Here is a 16556-nt window from a genome sequence, read left to right as displayed (position 1 = left end):
CGGCCCATGAGCGAAGGGTACCCGTCCCGATGGCCGATCTCGCCTCCCTCGTCGAAGCCATGCGCGAGCGCGCCGACGCCCTGTCCGAGCTCGGCTACAAGGTGCGCTTCGACCTCACGGACACCGGCGAGGCGATCCTGCTCGACGCCACGGACGGCGTCGCGGTGAGCGAGGGGGGCGGCGAAGCGGACGCGGTGCTCAAGCTCTCCAGCGACACGTTGGACAAGCTGATTACCGGCCGCATCGGGCCGATGCTCGCCTTCTCCACCGGACGGCTGAAGGTGGAGGGCTCGCAGGGCGTCGCCCTCAAGCTTGCCGGTCTGCTCGACCAGGCCTGAGACCGCCCGGCGCGCGGGCGGTCACGCGCGGGGCGGCGCCTCAATGGGTGGCGGAACTGGTCTTGTTGGGCGGCCCGAGCGCCTTTTCCAGGGCCGCCTTGAACTCCGGCGAGCTGGCCGCCAAGGCGGCGCCGCGCGGGGCGAGGTGGTGCTGGTCGATGAAGTAGAACTCGCCGCCGTTCGCCCCCCGGCACTCGGTCTGGTCGCAGAAGACGTCGCTGAGCAGGAACAGGGACATGCGGGGCTGCTTGGCGGCGATGCGGGTGAGCAGCTCGTTCGAGGCCGAGACCGCCCGCAGGCCCACCGCGCGCGGGATGGTGTCGCAGTCCCGGCCGCGCGCGCCTTGCCGCTCGCTGTTGATCGCACATTCCGTGGGCGCGATCGGAAACTCGGGCGGCTGGCCCACCACGATCACGTTCGCGCCGATGGCCTCCAGCGCCGCGATCGTATGGGCCATGCCGTAGTTGAACGCCTTGACCGTGGTCTCGGCGGAGCGCTCCTCGCCGCCCGGAATATCGGCCGTGGTGAGCCAGAAGTGCCGCCCCGCGAGCGAGGTCCACATGGCCCAGCGGCTGACCAGGATGACCACCTTGGGCCGCACCCGGCGCAGCTCGTCCATGACCGCATTGTTGAAGTTGGTGCAGGCCTGCGCCGGATAGCGCGGCTGGGTCGCGGTCACGCCGAGGATCGCCGGGCAGGCGGGCATGGACAGGAGCCGCACCTTGTAGCCGCTCTCCTCCAGGGTCGCCGTGAGCCCGCGATTGAAGGCGCCCGCGTGGGAATCGCCCCATACGGCCACGTCGTAGGGCGCGATCGTGCTCTTGGGCGAGAAGGCGCAGCCGTCGTCGACCGCCGTCGCGGAGACCCAGAGCCGGCGCGAATCGGTGCAGGCGTTGCGCCCCGCGGCCCGCGCGCCGGAATAGGCGGCATCCTCGGCCGCCTGCGCGCGCGGCGAGAGCGAACGGAAGCCGCCGCCGGTCCGCTCGATCAGCTGCACCACGCCGAACGACAGCAAGATGGCGAGGGCGCCGGCGCCGAACCGCGCCAGCCGCATCCCGCCCAGCACCGAGGGGCGGCGCAGCGGCGTCTCGACGAACTTCAGCGACAGCGCCGAGAACAGGATGGAGACGAGGATCACCACCCCGGCCTGGAGGTAGGTGAGGTGGCGCCCCTTATACTCCGCCGCCAGCACCAGCAGCGGCCAGTGCCACAGATAGAGCGAGTAGGAGATGCGGCCCACATAGGTGAACCAGGGATGGCCGAGCACCTTCTGAACCACGCCCTGCTGGGTGTGCATGCCGGCGAAGATGATGGCGGCCGAGCCCAGCACCGGCGGCAGCGCGGACAGGCCGGGGAAGGCGGTGTCGCGGCCATAGAGGAAGACCGGCGCGAGGATCGCGGCGAGGCCCGCCAGGGCGACGGCGCCCGCCGCCCGGGCGGGGATGGGCGGCCAGCGGATGAGCGCGATGAGGCTGCCGGCGAACAGCTCCCAGGCGCGGCTCGGCAGCAGGAAGAAGGCGCTCCAGGGCTGGCTCTCCACCGTGATCTGGGAATGGATCAGCGAGGCCACGGTGAGCACCGCCAGCGCCGCCACCGCGAAGGTCCGGGTGCCGAAGCGCATGAGCGCGAACAGCAGCACCGGGAACAGGATGTAGAACTGCTCCTCCACCGCCAGCGACCACAGATGGAGCAGCGGGACGGAATCCGCGCGCGGGCCGAAATAGTCGAGCACGCTCTCGAAATGGATGTTGGCGTAGAACAGCGCCGACGGCCCCAGCGAGCGGGCGTACTGCATCATGTCGCGCGGGGACAGGATGATGGCGGCGAGCAGGGTCACCACCGCGAGCACGACGAACAGCGCGGGCAGGATGCGGCGGATGCGGTGGTCGTAGAAATCCACCAGCGAGAAGCGCCGGGCCGAGATCTCGCGGTCGAGGATGCAGGTGATCAGGAAGCCCGAGATCACAAAGAACACGTCCACCCCGACATAGCCGCCGGAAAACGGGGGGATGTGGCCATGAAACAGGACCACGCTGCCGACCGCGATGGCGCGCAGGCCATCGATGTCGGCCCGATATGCCAAACTCATACCGTCTTTCCCGATCCAGCGCCCCAGGGGACGAACTCGCCGCGAAGGCACATAGCCCGCAACGCGATCCACTGCAAATCATGGCGGGAACACGAAAGGGTTACGGATCGAGCCCTGGCGGGCCTTACGGCGACGCTCACCAGGCGCAACATCTTCGTCACGCCCGCGTGGCAATGTCGCGCTTCGTTCCGCTGGCGGCTGCCGCGCGCCGCCCGCGCCCGACACTCAGGAGGCCGCCATGACCCTGCCCTTCCCGTCCGCCGCCACCGCGGCGCTCACGGCGCTGCTCGCCTTCGGCGGGCCGGCCGCCGCCGCGACCGAGATCCAGTGGTGGCACGCCATGAGCGGCCCGCTCGGCGAGAAGCTCGAGAAAGTGGCCGCCGACTTCAACGCCGCGCAAGCCGAGTACAAGGTGGTGCCGGTCTATAAGGGCTCCTATCCCGAGACCATGACCGGCGCCATCGCCGCCTTCCGCGCCAAGCAGCACCCGGCCATCGTGCAGGTGTTCGAGGTCGGCACCGCCACCATGATGGCGGCCAAGGGCGCGGTCTATCCGGTCTACCAGCTGATGGCGGACGCCGCCGAGCCGTTCGATCCCAAGACCTATCTGCCGGCGGTGACGGGCTATTATACCGACGCCAAGGGCAACATGCTCTCCATGCCGTTCAACTCCTCCACCCCCATCCTCTACGTGAACAAGGAGCTGTTCGCGAAGGCCGGGCTCGATGCCGCCAACCCGCCGAAGACCTGGCCGCAGATGGAGGAGATGGGCCGGAAGCTGCAGGCGGCGGGCGTGCCCTGCGCCTTCACTACCCAATGGCCGTCCTGGGTGAACGTCGAGAACCTCTCCGCCTGGCACAACATTCCCATCGGCACCGAGCAGAACGGCATGGCCTCTCTCTCGACCAAGCTCGAGATCGCCAACCCGGTGGTGGAGCGCCACTGGGCCGCGCTCGCGGACTGGCAGAAGACCAGGCTGTTCGACTATGGCGGGCGCCAGTCCAAGGCGGACCCGAAATTCTTCACCGGCGAGTGCGCCATGTCGATCGGCTCCTCGGCGGCGCGCGCCAGCGTGCTCGCCAACGCCAAGTTCGACGTCGGCTACGCCATGATGCCCTATTGGCCTGAGGTCGCGGGGGCGCCGCAGAACTCCATCATCGGCGGCGCCTCGCTGTGGGTGCTGCACGGCCGGCCGCAGGAGGAATATCGCGGCGTGGCGAAGTTCTTCAGCTTCCTGTCGCGGCCCGAGGTGCAGGCGTGGTGGCACCAGAACACCGGCTACCTGCCGATCACCCGGGCCGCCTACGAGCTCTCCAAGGCGCAAGGCTTCTACGAGAAGAACCCGGGCACCGACGTCTCGATCCTGCAGATGACGCTGAAGGAGCCGACCGACAATTCCAAGGGCCTGCGCTTCGGCTCGTTCGTGCAGATCCGCGACGTGATCGAGGAGGAGCTGGAGCTCACCCTCGCCGGCAAGAAGACCGCCAAGGCGGCGCTCGCGACCGCGGAGCAGCGCGGAAACACCTTGCTGCGCGCCTTCGAGCAGGCCAACAAATAGGCGCCGCCGGGGGCGAGCTTTCGCGGCCGCCTTGCGCCGGGCCCCCACAGCGGCCCGGCCGAGACCGCGCCGCCCCGGTCAGGCCGGGGTGGTGTCGGCGGCCTGCCCCGGCGCGAGCGTGCGCGCAAAGCCGCGCATCAGCCGTTCCACCTCTTCGGGCGCCTGCAGGGTCGGCACGTGGGCGCAGTCGGCGATCAGATGGAAGGTGCCGCGCGGCACCAGCGCGGCCAGCTCCTGCGCCATGACCGGCGGTGTCGCCTCGTCGAGCGCCCCGGCGCAGGCGAACAGCGGCACCGCCAGGGCCCGCGCCGCATCCTTCAGGTCGAGCGTCGCGAGGATGCCGCAGGCATCGACGAACACCGCCGGGGCGGTGGCGACGAAGGATGCGCGCCGCTCGGCGAGCTGGTCCGGCACCAGGGCCGCCATCTTTGGAGTGAACAGGCGGCGCATGGCGGTGTCGGCGACGGCCTCGAGGCCGTTCGCCGCCGATTTCGCCGCCATGAAGCGGAACGCGGCGCGCCCCTCCTCGCTGAACGCCGCGCCGCAGCCGGCGAGGAACAGCGCGCCGGCGGCGGGCGGATGCCGCAGCGCCGTGGCCAGCGCCAGGAACGCGCCATAGCCGTTGCCGAACAGCAGCGGCGCCTCGCCGGGACAGTGTGCGCGGAGGCCCTCGGCGATGCGGTCCGCCTGGCCGTCGAGCCCGCCGGTTTCGGCCGGCGATCCCCCGAAGCCGGGAAGATCGAGCAGCACCAGTCGGAAGTCGCCGGCGAGCCGCGGCACCATCGGCTCCAGGCTGCCCCGATCGGCGAGCAGCGAGTGGAGGAAGACGATGCTCGGCCCGGAACCGGTCACATGGGCGGTGAGGCCGCCGGCGCGGCTGTTGGCGGTGAGCATCAGTGCACTCCCAGATGATGGGCCATGAGTTGGGAATCCTCGGCGAGGGTGCGCGGCGGCCCGCGCCAGACCACTTCGCCCGACGAGAGGATGACGCAGGTGTCCGCGAGCCGGAGCGCCAGCGGCAGATTGTGCTCCACGAGCAGGATCGACAGCCCCGCGGCCTTCAGCCCGGCGATGGCCTGCGCCACCTCCGCGACGATCTGCGGCGCGAGGCCCTCGGCGGGCTCGTCCAGCAGCAGCACGCGCGGATTGGTGACGAGCGCGCGGGCGATGGCGAGCATCTGCTGCTCGCCGCCCGACAGCGAGCCGGCGAGCTGCCGGCGCCGCTCGCGCAGGCGCGGAAACAGGCGTTCCACCGCGGCGATGTCGAACCCGCGCGCGGCCGCATGGCGCGGCGGGCGATAGGCGACGGCGAGATGCTCCTGCACGGTGAGCGAGGGGAAGATGCGCCGGCCCTGCGGCACGAACCCCACGCCGAGCTTGCAGATGGCCTCGGGCTTGCGCCCCTCGAGGGGCGCGCCGAACAGCGCGATGCGCCCCTGGCGGGCGGCCAGCAGCCCGGCAATGGCCGCGAGCGTGGTCGATTTTCCCGCCCCGTTGCGGCCCAGCAAGGCGGTCACCGCCCCTTCGGCGCAGGCCAGATCGAGCCCGCGCACCGCGCAGATCTCGCCGTGATAGACGCTGAGGTTGGACAAAGTGAGCGCGTCAGGCACCGAGATAGACCTCCCTGGTGCGGGGATCGGCGGCGATCTCCGCCCGGCTTCCGGTCGCCACCACGCTGCCGTGGTGCAGCAAGGTGATGCGCTCGGCGAAGGCGAGGGCGACGTCCATGTCGTGCTCGATGAGCACGACGGTCACCTCCTGCGGCAGCTCGTCGAGCAGGGTCTGCACGGTGACGCGCTCGTCGCGGGAGAGGCCGGCGAGCGGCTCGTCCAGCAGCAGCAGCCGGGGCGACAGCGCGAGCGCCATGGCGATCTCCAGCCGCCGCCGGTCGCCATAGGCGGTCTCGCAGACCGGGCGGTCGGCGAGGTCGGCGAGCTTCACCCGGGCGAGGACGGCGATCGCCTCCTCGCGCAGCGCGGCGTCGCCGCCGAACGGACGCCACGCCCGCCACTTGGCGCCGCGCCGCCCGTTGAGGGCGAGCATCACGTTCCGGCAGAAGGTCTCGTGCGGGAACAAGGTGAGAATCTGGTAGGTCCGCGCCAGGCCGCAGGCGGTGCGCTTGCGCGGCGGCAGGCCCACCAGTTCGGCGCCGAACAGGCGGATGGAGCCAGCGGTGGGCGCGAGGTCGCCGCAGATCAGGTTGAACAAGGTGGTCTTGCCCGCCCCGTTCGGCCCCAGGAGCAGGTGCCGCTCGCCGGGGCGGATCGTGAGGGCCACGTCGCAGATCGCCGGCAGGCCGCCGAACTGCTTGAACAGGCCGCTGATCTCGAGCGCAGGCTCAGCCATCGGCGCGCTCCCGCGGCACCAGAGCGGGCGCGGCCGATGGCTTCAGCCGCGCCAGCGCGGCGCGCAGCCGGTGGAAGCCCGGCACGATGCCGTCCGGCATCACCAGCACGATGACGACGAAGGTGAAGCCGAGCAGCATCACCCAGCGCTCGATCCAGATCGAGGCGAGATTCTTGAGCAGCACCACCAGCGCCGCGCCGATGAGCGGCCCGGCGAGCGTGCCGGCACCGCCCGCCACCACCATCAGCAGCACCTCGGCCGAGGCGGTCACCGCCATCATGTGCGGGCTGACGAACTGGTGGTACCAGGCATAGAGCAGGCCCGCCGCCGCGCCCCAGCCGGCCGCCAGCATCCAGGCAACGAAGCGGATGCGCCAGACGTCGTAGCCGAGGGCGCTCATGCGCCGCGGCTGGTCCCGCGTGCCGCGCAGCGCGACGCCGAGCGGGCTGTCGAAGAAGCGGCCGAGCTGGAGCAGCGCCAGCCCCAGCACGCAGAGACACAGCCACAGGAACACTTCGGGCCGCTCCAGCGGCAGCACCGAGGCGCCGGGGCGCGGCACGCCGGACAGGCCGTTGTCGCCGCCGGTCACCGAGGTCCAGCGATAGGCCGCGCCCCAGACGATCTGGCACAGCGCCATGGTGATCATGACGAAGCCGAGGCCGGTGGTGCGCAGCGCGACCAGAGCGAACACCCCCGAGACCGCCAGCGTGCCGCCGAGCGCGAGCAGGCCGGCGGAGACCGCATCGAAGCCGCCGACGGTCGACAGCCAGGCGACGAGATAGGCGGCGAGCCCCGGGAACACCGCATAGCCCAGGGAATTCAGCCCGGCATGGCCCACCAGGACGTTGAGCCCGAGGGCGCCGATGGCGGCGATGGCGACCTGGCTCGTCAGGTTGACGTAGAACGGCGAGGACGCCACCAGCGGCACCATGGCCATGGCGGCGAGCGCCACCGCGAAGGGAAGGACGCGGGCGCTCATCCCAGCCTCCGGCCGAACAAGCCCTGTGGCGCGACCGAAAGCACGGCGATCATGGGCAGGAACAAGATGACGTAGGCGAGGTCGGGCACGAGCACCTGTCCGAACGTGTAGATGAAACCGATGGCGTAGGCGCCGACGAACGCCCCGAGCAGGCTGCCGGCGCCGCCGAGGATCACCACCAGCAGCGCGAGCGGGAGCATGTCCTGGTCGAGGCTCGGATAGACCGACAGGATGGGTCCGCCGATCACGCCGCCGAGGCCGGCGAGCGCCGTGCCGAGGCAGAACACGGCGGTGAACAAAGTGGAGGCGGAGATGCCGACGGCGCGCGCCATCCCCACGTCGTCGACCGCCGCGCGGATCATGGCGCCGGCGCGGGTGCGCTCCACCAAAAGCCAGAGCCCCAGCGCCACCGCCGCCGAGGCGCCGATGACGAACAGGCGGTAGCGCGGAAACACCGCGTCGCCGATCCGCACGGCGCCGGAGAGTTCCGGCGGCGGCGGCAGGCGCATGGGGTCGCCGCCCCACATCATCAGGCAGGCGTCGGCGATGATGAAGGCGAGGCCGAGCGTCATCAGCACCTGCGGCAGGGTTCGCCCGCCGAGGCGGCGCAGCAGCGTGCGCTCCATCACCCCGCCGAGGAGCCCGACCGCGACCGCGGCCGCCAGAGCCGCGGTCCAGAAGCCGTAGCCCGCCTTCACCACCGCGAGGCCGAGATAGGCCCCGAGCATGAACAGCGCGCCGTGGGCGAGGTTGGCCACCCGCATCAGCCCGAAGATGAGGCTGAAGCCCGAGGCCAGCATGAACAGCAGGCCGCCGAGCGCGAGCGCGTTGAGGCTTTGGCTGACCCAGAAGGTCATGGTTGGTCCTCGGAAAGGTGCGGAAATGGAGCCCGGTGGATGCGCGTCGAGCCGTCATCCCCCGGCTGGCCGGACGCCGGCTGCCGCCGGCTTCCGTTTGTCGGGACGGAACCCGGCAACCGCCAGGTTCCGGGGGATCCACGGTGTGGCCGGGCCGGTTGCCGGGCATCATGCCGCCGACGAACGGCGACGTGGATGCCCCGGACGAGCCGGGGCATGACGACCTTCTAAGGCTTAGTTGCCGATATTCTTGGCCGGCGGGTAATCGCGGCTGTAGACCGGATTGGCGAGGAACGCCTTGGGATCATAGGTCCAGAACTGCGTGACCTTGGGATAGGTCTTGATCACCACATTCTGGAGCCGGCCGTCCTTCTCCTCGGTCTTGCGGATGGTGACGGTCATGACGGGGTTGCCGTAGTCGTCGAGCGTGACAGGGCCGAACGGCCCCTTGTCGAGCTTCACCGCGCGCAGCGCCTTCATCAGCGCCTGCTTGTCCTCCACCTTGCCGTCGATGGCCTTGACCGCCGCGTCGAGGAAGGCGCAGGCCTCGTAGGCGCCGGCGGTGTAATAGCCGGGATCGGCGCCGTACTTGGCGCGGATGCCGGCGGCGAACTCCTTGTTGCCGGGCACGTCCTGGGTCGCGGTGTACCAGCCGGAGGAGATCACGCCCACCGCCTCCTTGCCCATGGACTTGAGGATGCCCTCGTCCACCGTGGTCATCTGGGCGATCACCTTCACCGGCGCGCCGTATTCGGCATATTGCTGCAGGAAGCGCAGGCCGTTGCCGCCGGCGAAGGCGGCGTAGACCGCATCCACGTCGGTGCGGATCTGGCTGATGTAGCTGCCGTAATCGGCGACGTTCAGCGGCGGCCACAGCTTCTGCACCACCTTGCCGCCATTGTCCTCGAAGGCGCGCTGGAAGCCGGCGGTGGCCTCGTGGCCGAACGCGAAGTCGTCGCCGATGGTGGCTACCCGCTTCAGCTTCAGCTCCTTGGCGGCATATTCGCCGAGCGCGTGGTTGGCCTGGGCCGAGGTGCCCACCGCCCGCACGAACCACGGGTTCACCTTGCGCTGGGTCAGGTCCTCGGCCGCCGCCGAGGGCGAGATCACCGGCACCCCCACCTGGCGGATGTAGTCGTCGATGGCGAGCGCCTCGAACGCCGCGAGCGGGCCGATGATGGCGTTCACCCGCTCGCGCTCCACCAGTTCCTGGGCGCGGGTCTTGGTGGTGGCGGGCTGGCCGGCGGTGTCGACGGTGATGAGCTCGACCTTGCGGCCGCCCATCATCCCGCCGCGCTCGGCGAGGCAATATTCGATGCCCTGCTCCATCTGCTTCCCGCCGGCCGCCAGCGCGCCGGAGCGCACGGTCATGAAGCCGACCTTGATGGGGGCTTGCTGCGCCGCCGCCGGCCCGGCGGCGAGCACCGCCAGCGCAGTCGCGGCCAGCCACGCATGGGCGGTGGCTCGGTGAATCCTGATCGGCATTGCGTTCTCCCTGAGATGCTCTTGACGGCAAAAATCTCTCTTGTGATATTTCACGCAGATTGAAAAAGCGCCGTCAAGCCTGTTATTCTCTTTGTCTGTCTAGGGGTACGGACGCGGAACGGGCAAGATTGGTCGAGGTCTGAAATATGTTCATCGAACAAGATGTCGCCTCTGACGGGACAATCGGCGGCTCCGGGCTGCTGCGGGACGCCGTCTATGCGCGGCTCAAGGAAGAGATCCTCGGCTGCCGCCTCTCGCCGGGAGAGGAGCTGCGCGAGCAGGAGCTCGCCGCGCGCTTCGAGGTCAGCAAGCAGCCGGTGCGCGAGGCGCTCCTGCGGCTCGAGCAGGAGCGCCTCATCACCGTGCTGCCGCGCCAGGGCTACCGGGTGAACCCGGTGTCGCTGGCCGATGCGCGGGACATCTTCCGCTTCCGCGAGGTGATGGAGCCGGCCTGCGCGGCGGACGCGGCGCGGCACGCGGGCGACGCGGCGCTGGCGGCGCTCGACGGCTTCCGCGCCTTCGACCCGTCGAAGTCCGATTTCATCCGCTACAACCGCGCCTTCCACGAGGCGGTGGCCATGTGCTCGCCGCACCGGCGCATGCGCGAGGAGGTGGCCGACCTCGTCGCCCAGGCCGACCGGCTGGTTCTGGTCAGCATCGGCACCATGCAGGGCCGCGATCCCGACCGGCTGATCGCCGAGCATGGCGCCATCATCGACGCGCTCCAGGCCCGCAACGGCCGCCAGGCGGCGCGGCTGCTGCGGGACCATATCGCCGACGCCGAGAAGCGCGTGGTGGCCGCGCTGACGCGCCACGCCGTCATCCTTTGAGAACACACGGAGAGAACGCCATGAACGTCAAGGCCGACGCCGCCGTCGCGGCGAGGGGCAACTTCATCGACGGAAGCGAGGTCGAGAGCGCGGGCGGGGCAAGGGTGGAGGTGAGGAACCCCGCCACCGGCGCCGTCATCGCCACCATTCCCGACAGCGGCCGCGAGGACGTGGACGCGGCGGTGAAGAGCGCCCGCGCCGCCTTCGCCGGCGACGCCTGGGGCGGCATGTCGATCCGCGAGCGCGTGAAGCTCATCAACCGCATCGCCGACGCCTTCGATGCCGCCTTGCCCGAGCTCTATCTGCTCGAGACCCAGAACAACGGCCGCCCGGTGAACGAGACCCGGGCCCAGCTCGGCCGGCTGCCCGATTTCCTGCGCTATTTCGGCGGCCTCGCGCTGGCCCGCCGCGACGACGTGATCCCGGTGGAGGGCAACTATCTCAACTACACCCGCCGCACGCCCATCGGCGTGGTCGCCAATTGCACGCCCTTCAACCACCCGCTGATGATCCTGTGCAAGTCGCTGGCGGCGGTGCTCGCCTCCGGCTGCACCACGGTGGTGAAGCCGTCCGAATACACGCCTTTGACCACGCTGCGCCTTGCCAAGCTGATGAGCGACAACGGCCTGCCGCCCGGCGTGTTCAACGTGGTGAACGGCATCGGCGCCAATTCCGGCCGCTTCCTCGCCGAACACCCCGACATCAACAAATTGGTGCTCACCGGCGGCACCGAGGCCGGCCGCATCGCCGGCGCGGCGGCGGCGCGCGTCTTCGCCCACCAGACTCTGGAGCTGGGCGGCAAGACGCCGGTGATGGTGTTCGACGACTACGACGTGGAGCAGGCGGTGAACTATGCCGCCTTCGGCGCCTTCGTCGGCGCCGGCCAGACCTGCGTGTGCGCGGCGCGCCACATCGTTCAGCGAAGCATCTACGACGAGTTCGTCGCGCGCCTCGCCGCCAAGGCCAAGGCGATCCGCATCGGCGACCCGCGCGATCCCGAGACCCAGCTCGGCCCCGTCGTGTCCCAGCGCCAGCTCGACCGGGTGCTGTCCTACGTCGAGATCGGCCACGGGGATGGCGCGCGGCTGGTCGCGGGCGGACGGCGGCGCATCGTCGAGGGCCACGAGAACGGCTTCTTCGTCGAGCCCACGGTGTTCGCCGATGTCGCCCCGCACATGCGCATCGCCCGCGAGGAAGTGTTCGGCCCGTTCACCGTCGTGATCCCGTTCGAGACCGAGGAGGAGGCCCTCGCCATCGCCAATGACAGCCCGTTCGGCCTCGCCGCGGCGATCCGCACCCGCGACGTGCACCGCGCCCACCGGGTGGCGGCGAAGGTGAAGGCCGGCATCGTCTGGATCAACGACCACCACCGCCTCGACCCCGCCTCGCCCTGGGGCGGCGTGGACGACAGCGGCATCGGCCGCGAGTTCGGCATCGAGAGCTTCAACGACCATTTCGACGTGAAGTCGGTGATGCTCTCGACCGAAGGCAGGCCGTTCGACTGGTACCAAGGCACGTCCCAGCAGCCGCGCCTGAACTGAGCCCGGCGGCGCCGGGCCTCAGGGTCCGGCGCCGGCCGGCTCGCTACGCCTCGATGCGCTCGACGATGGTGGCGGTGCCGAGCCCGCCGCCGCAGCACATGGACTGGAGGCCGTAGCGCCCGCCGCGCCGCTCCAGTTCGCCGATCAGCAGCGTCATCAGCCGCGCGCCCGTGGAGCCGAGCGGATGGCCCATGGCGATGGCGCCGCCGTTCACGTTCACCCGCGCAGGGTCCGGGCCGATCTCCTTGATCCAGGCGCCCAGCACCGAGGCGAACGCCTCGTTGATCTCGAACAGGTCAATGTCGGCGAGCGCGAGCCCGGAGCGCTCCAGGATCTGCCGGGTCGCCGGGATCGGGCCGGTGAGCATGATCTCCGGGTCGACCCCCACCACCAATTGGGCGTGCAGCCGCGCACGCGGCGTGAGGCCGAGGGCGCGCGCCTTGCCCGCGCGCATCAGCAGGAGCGCCGCCGCCCCGTCCGAGACCTGGCTCGCATTGCCCGCCGTCACGCGCCCCTCCGGCCGGAAGGCGGGCTTGAGGGTGGCGAGCTTCTCGACGCTGGAGGCCGGCCGCACGCCTTCGTCGTGGGCGAGCATCGCCCCGTCGGCGCCGGGAAGCGCGATCAGGTCGGCGGCAAAGCGCCCCGCCTCCTGCGCCGCCGCCGCCCGCCGGTGGCTCTCCACCGAGAGTTCGTCGAGATAGGCGCGCGCGAGCCCCCAGCGCTCGGCGATGCGCTCGGCCGCCTCGCCCATGCTCGGCAGCGAGAAGCGCTCGACCAGCGCCTGCGGATAGCGCGCGCCATAGCGCGTGTCGTCATTGCCGCCGCGGGTCGCCGACATCAGTTCGACGCCGCCCGCCACCACCACGTCGCATACGCCGGCGCGGATCAGATTGTCGGCGAAATGCACCGCCTGCTGGGAGGAGCCGCAGGCGCGCTGCACCGTGGTGCCCGGCACCGTCACCGGAAAGCCTGCCATGAGGAGCGCCGTGCGGGCGATGTTGCCCGCCTGCATGCCGACCTGGGTGGCGCAGCCCGCCACCACGTCGTCCACCTCCGCCGGATCGAGCCCGGAGCGCGCCAAAAGCCGCGTGAAGACATGGCCGAGAAGCGCCGCCGCGTGCCACTCGCGCAGCGCGCCGTCGCGGCGCCCCACGGGGGTACGCACGGCATCGACGATCACCGGCTCGCGGTCGCTCACCTCGTGGAACTTCATGGCCTCACCCTTGCTCCTGCCGCGCCGCGCGCGCCCGCCTCAGGCGGTTCTCCACATTGACCCGCTCCGCCGCATCCATGGCCGCGTCGGGATCGGCGCCCGCGCTCACGCGCACCATCTGCTTGACCAGAGCCAGCAGTTCCGGCGGCCGGCCAGCGAGCTCGGCGGCGCGCGCCGCCACCTCCGCCGCAAGGTCCGCGCCCGCCGGCAGCACGGCGAGGCCGGGAATGGCGGCCTCGGCGGCGGTGAAAATCCGCCCGTTGGCGAGCAGGTCGAAGGCCGCGAACGGCCCCACCCGCCGCACCAGGCCCGGCACCACGAGGGCCGGCACCACGGCGTGGCGCACCTCCGGGAATCCGAGCCGCGCATCATCCGCCATCACCGCCATGTCGCAGGCGAGCGCCAGGGCGCAGCCGGCCCCGAGCGCGAAGCCGTGCACCTGCGCGATCACCGGCTTTGCCGCCCGGCCCGGCGCCTCCAGCAACAGCCGCATGCGATGGGCATGGGCCGCGGCCTCGAAGGCGTCGTCGATGCGCGCGGTCTCCTTGAGGTCGGCGCCGGCGCAGAAGCCGGCCCCCTCCCCCCGCAGCACCACGACCCGCACCTGCGGGTCCGCATCCGCATCGTCGATCGCCTGCGTCAGGCCGGCGACCAGCGCCCCGTCGAGGGCATTGCGCGCCGCCGGACGGGCGAGCACCAATTGGCGCACGCCATCCTGGTCGCTCACGCGCAGCGTGTCCTGGAACTCCATGGTCGTCCTCCGGGCGCCGGGCGCAAGCCGCAGCCGGCGCCCGGCGACGTCAGCGTTTCACTTGACCGGGTTCTGCACGTCGATCTTGGAGTAGATCTCCTCCCAGAGGAGGCGCTTGAAGGTCTCCGGATCCTTGCCGTTCTTCTCGAGCAGCGCGCGCCACTTGTTGGCGAGGCGGGTCAGCTCGTCGGCGATCTTCTGGGGATCCTTCACGCCGACCTTGGCGCCCTTCTGCACCGCGGTCTCGGTATACTTCTTGGCGAAGGACTCGACGAACGCGCCGAACTCGGCGTCCGCCTTGTAGAACTTGGTGCCCTTCTTGGTGTATTCCTGAACGATCTCCTCATCCTCGCGGATGTAGTTGAAGATCGAGTCGGTCACCAGCCGCGGCAGGTTGTCGACGATCGCCTTGCGCTGGTCCACCGTGAGCGCGTTCCACTTGTCGATCCGCAGGTCGAACAGCGCCGCGCCGAGGAAGCCGCCCAGTGGATCGAGGATGACGAATTTCGCCGCCTCGCCGTAGGAGCGCGCCTTCTGCGCCGCGATCGAGTGGAGCGCGCAGTCGATGATGCCGCGGTCGAGCGCCTCGTAGGCCTCGTCCGGGCTCACGTTCACCGGCACCGCGCCGAGCGCGCGGGCAAGGTCCGCATAAGCGGAGATGCCGCGCACCCGCTTGCCCTTGAAGTCCGAAAGCTTCTTGAGCTCGGTGCGGCAGTGGTAGACGTAAGGCGTCAGCGCATAGGTGGCGAGGAACTTGGTGTTGAACTTGCGGAATTCCTCGGTGCATTGCGGGCAGTTGAACAATTCGAGCTCGTTCAGCACCGCGGTCATCACCAGCGGCTCGTCGTTCAGCAGGCTGAACTCGGCGAGATAGTTGTCGACCGGCATCTCGGTGGGGATGTAGGCGCCGACGAAGTATCCGGCATCCGCGATGCCGTCGCGCACGCCGCCGGGAATGTCCTTGCCCGACAGCAGCGACGAGCCGAAATGGTACTCGAACTTGAGCGTGCCCTTGGACTGGCGCTCCACGTCCTGGAAGAAGCGGACCAGGACCGGATTGGTGATGTGCTTGGGGTTCAAGTAGTTGGCGTAGACGATCTTGACCGGATCGGCCGCGAGCGACGCGCCCGCAAACAGCGGAACTCCGGCGGTGGCTGCCGCCAGGCCGGCGGCGATGAGCATGCGTTTCATCTTCGGCTCCTCCCAGGTTTTATTGTCGGCACTCATTTCATGATGGTCGGCAGAAACAGCGAGATCTGCGGGAAGGCGATCAGGATGGCGAGCGTCACGATGTCGGTGGCGATGAACCACGTGACGCCCTTGAAGATCGTCTCGAGCGGCACGGTCTTGCCGACCACGCTCTTGATGACGAACACGTTCAGCCCGACGGGCGGCGTCACAAGGCCGATCTCCAGATACTTGATCACCAGCACCCCGAACCAGATCAGGTCGAGGCGGGCGGCCTCCAGCACCGGCAGCATGATCGGCAGGGTGAGCAGCATGATGCCGATGGAATCCAGGAACATGCCGAGGATGATGTAGACCACCGACGCGCCGATGATGATGGTGAGCCAGTGCAGCTCCATGCCGTCCACCACGTGCGCCACGTAGGCCGGCAGGCCCGACACCGCCATGAAGCGCGACAGAAGGAAGCCGCCCAAGGCGATGAACAGGATGGTGGCGGTGGAATTGACCGATTCCACCACCGATTCCTTGATCACGCGCCAGCTCAGCGCGCCGCGCACCGCGACGATGATGAAGGTCATCAGCGCCCCGCCCGCCGCCGCCTCGGTGGCGGTGAAGACGCCCACATACATGGAGCCGATCACCGCCAGGATCAGCACCGGCAGCGGCCACACGTCGGCCAGAACGGTCCAGCGCTCGCGCCAGGTCACGCCGCCTTCCACCGGCGGGGCGAGCGCCGGATTCAATTTGCAGCGGGTGGCGATCATGATCATGAACAGGATCGCCGAAAGGATGCCGGGCAGGATGCCCGCCACCAGCGCCTGGCTCACCGAGACCTCGGCGAAGATGGCGTAGAGCACCATCAGGATGCTCGGCGGGATCAGCGAGCCGAGCGTGCCCGCCGCCGCCACCGCGCCGGTGGCGAGGCCCGGATCGTAGCGGTAGCGCAGCATCTCCGGGATGGCGATGCGGCCCATGGCGGAGGCCGTGGCGACGCTCGATCCCGAGGCGGCGGCGAACATGGCGCAGGCCGCCGTGCTCGCCACCGCGAGCCCGCCCGGCAGGGCGCTGAGCCACAATCGCGCCGCCCGGTAGAGGCTCTGCGTCAGGCCGCCGTGATAGGCCACCGTGCCCATGAGGATGAACATGGGCACCGCCGAGAGCGACCAATGGGCGATGAAATTGTACGGCTGCTCCGCGAGCACGCTGAGCGCGGCCGCCGGGCCGCGGATGACGAGCATGCCCACCACCGAGACGCTGGCCAGAGCGAAGGCGATGGGCACACGCACCGCCAGCATCAGCAGCAGGACCGCAATCGCAAGGATACCGACGGAGATCGATGACATGGGTGCGCCTCTGGGCCGCCTCTGGGGCCGTCTCGCGG

General features: G+C 70.1%; 14 protein-coding genes and 1 pseudogene. 4 read left to right on the top strand and 11 right to left on the bottom strand.

Annotation, left to right across the window (positions count from 1 at the left end; genetic code table 11):
* The first annotated feature begins 29 nt into the window (after window positions 1-29).
* Window positions 30-338 (top strand): SCP2 sterol-binding domain-containing protein, encoded by a 309-nt coding sequence (locus tag ABLE88_RS17315; protein ID WP_348832937.1) that lies wholly within the window; start codon window positions 30-32, stop codon window positions 336-338.
* A 40-nt stretch (window positions 339-378) separates the two neighbouring features.
* Here ABLE88_RS17315 and ABLE88_RS17310 read toward each other — a convergent pair whose 3' ends face one another.
* Window positions 379-2427, bottom strand: a complete 2049-nt coding sequence (locus ABLE88_RS17310) for an acyltransferase family protein (protein ID WP_348832936.1) — start codon at window positions 2425-2427, stop codon at window positions 379-381.
* Window positions 2428-2665: 238 nt separating this feature from the next.
* Between ABLE88_RS17310 and ugpB the strand changes: the two genes are divergently transcribed.
* Window positions 2666-3985, top strand: a complete 1320-nt coding sequence (gene ugpB / locus ABLE88_RS17305) for a sn-glycerol-3-phosphate ABC transporter substrate-binding protein UgpB (protein WP_348832935.1) — start codon at window positions 2666-2668, stop codon at window positions 3983-3985.
* 78 nt (window positions 3986-4063) lie between these two features.
* Here the strand turns inward: ugpB and ABLE88_RS17300 are convergent, their stop codons facing one another.
* From ABLE88_RS17300 to ABLE88_RS17275, 6 genes and pseudogenes are all read right to left on the bottom strand, one after another.
* Entirely contained in the window at window positions 4064-4879 is an 816-nt protein-coding gene (locus ABLE88_RS17300; protein ID WP_348832934.1) for an alpha/beta fold hydrolase, read from the bottom strand.
* A complete protein-coding gene (locus tag ABLE88_RS17295) occupies window positions 4879-5595 on the bottom strand; it encodes an ABC transporter ATP-binding protein (RefSeq protein ID WP_348832933.1) in 717 nt (238 codons plus the stop codon). Before ABLE88_RS17295 ends, ABLE88_RS17300 begins: the two co-directional genes overlap by 1 nt.
* A pseudogene (locus tag ABLE88_RS17290) lies at window positions 5588-6259 on the bottom strand (ABC transporter ATP-binding protein); the annotation flags it as partial. The pseudogene ABLE88_RS17290 and the gene ABLE88_RS17295, both read right to left, overlap by 8 nt.
* Window positions 6260-6323: 64 nt before the next feature.
* Window positions 6324-7310: a branched-chain amino acid ABC transporter permease gene (locus ABLE88_RS17285; protein WP_348832931.1), complete on the bottom strand. Its 987-nt coding sequence runs from the start codon at window positions 7308-7310 to the stop codon at window positions 6324-6326.
* Window positions 7307-8167 (bottom strand): branched-chain amino acid ABC transporter permease, encoded by an 861-nt coding sequence (locus ABLE88_RS17280; protein ID WP_348832930.1) that lies wholly within the window; start codon window positions 8165-8167, stop codon window positions 7307-7309. The genes ABLE88_RS17285 and ABLE88_RS17280 overlap by 4 nt, the downstream gene beginning before the upstream one ends.
* 234 nt (window positions 8168-8401) lie before the next feature.
* Entirely contained in the window at window positions 8402-9652 is a 1251-nt protein-coding gene (locus ABLE88_RS17275) for an ABC transporter substrate-binding protein (RefSeq protein ID WP_348832929.1), read from the bottom strand.
* A gap of 146 nt (window positions 9653-9798) precedes the next feature.
* Here ABLE88_RS17275 and ABLE88_RS17270 point away from each other — a divergent pair, with 146 nt between their 5' ends.
* Together ABLE88_RS17270 and ABLE88_RS17265 are read left to right on the top strand one after the other, a co-directional pair.
* Window positions 9799-10482, top strand: coding sequence for a GntR family transcriptional regulator (locus tag ABLE88_RS17270; RefSeq protein WP_348832928.1), 684 nt, complete (start codon window positions 9799-9801; stop codon window positions 10480-10482).
* 20 nt (window positions 10483-10502) lie between these two features.
* Window positions 10503-12023 carry an aldehyde dehydrogenase gene (locus tag ABLE88_RS17265; RefSeq protein ID WP_348832927.1) on the top strand — a complete coding sequence of 507 codons (1521 nt, stop codon included), beginning with the start codon at window positions 10503-10505 and terminating at the stop codon, window positions 12021-12023.
* Window positions 12024-12066: 43 nt separating this feature from the next.
* Here ABLE88_RS17265 and ABLE88_RS17260 read toward each other — a convergent pair whose 3' ends face one another.
* The 4 genes from ABLE88_RS17260 to ABLE88_RS17245 are packed head-to-tail and all read right to left on the bottom strand — an operon-like array spanning window position 12067 to window position 16518.
* Window positions 12067-13236, bottom strand: coding sequence for a thiolase family protein (locus ABLE88_RS17260; RefSeq protein WP_348832926.1), 1170 nt, complete (start codon window positions 13234-13236; stop codon window positions 12067-12069).
* Between the two features lie 4 nt (window positions 13237-13240).
* Window positions 13241-13987 (bottom strand): enoyl-CoA hydratase/isomerase family protein, encoded by a 747-nt coding sequence (locus ABLE88_RS17255; protein ID WP_348832925.1) that lies wholly within the window; start codon window positions 13985-13987, stop codon window positions 13241-13243.
* 57 nt (window positions 13988-14044) lie between these two features.
* The gene (locus ABLE88_RS17250) at window positions 14045-15178 is read right to left on the bottom strand and encodes a C4-dicarboxylate TRAP transporter substrate-binding protein (protein ID WP_348832924.1); all 1134 of its coding nucleotides are present in this window, start codon (window positions 15176-15178) and stop codon (window positions 14045-14047) included.
* A 32-nt stretch (window positions 15179-15210) separates the two neighbouring features.
* Window positions 15211-16518, bottom strand: coding sequence for a TRAP transporter large permease (locus ABLE88_RS17245; protein WP_348832923.1), 1308 nt, complete (start codon window positions 16516-16518; stop codon window positions 15211-15213).
* Window positions 16519-16556 lie beyond the last annotated feature (38 nt).

This window comes from Xanthobacter luteus (genome assembly GCF_040049235.1).
In the GTDB taxonomy this organism is placed as follows: Bacteria; Pseudomonadota; Alphaproteobacteria; order Rhizobiales; family Xanthobacteraceae; genus Xanthobacter.
This window is presented reverse-complemented; position numbering and strand designations above follow the sequence as displayed.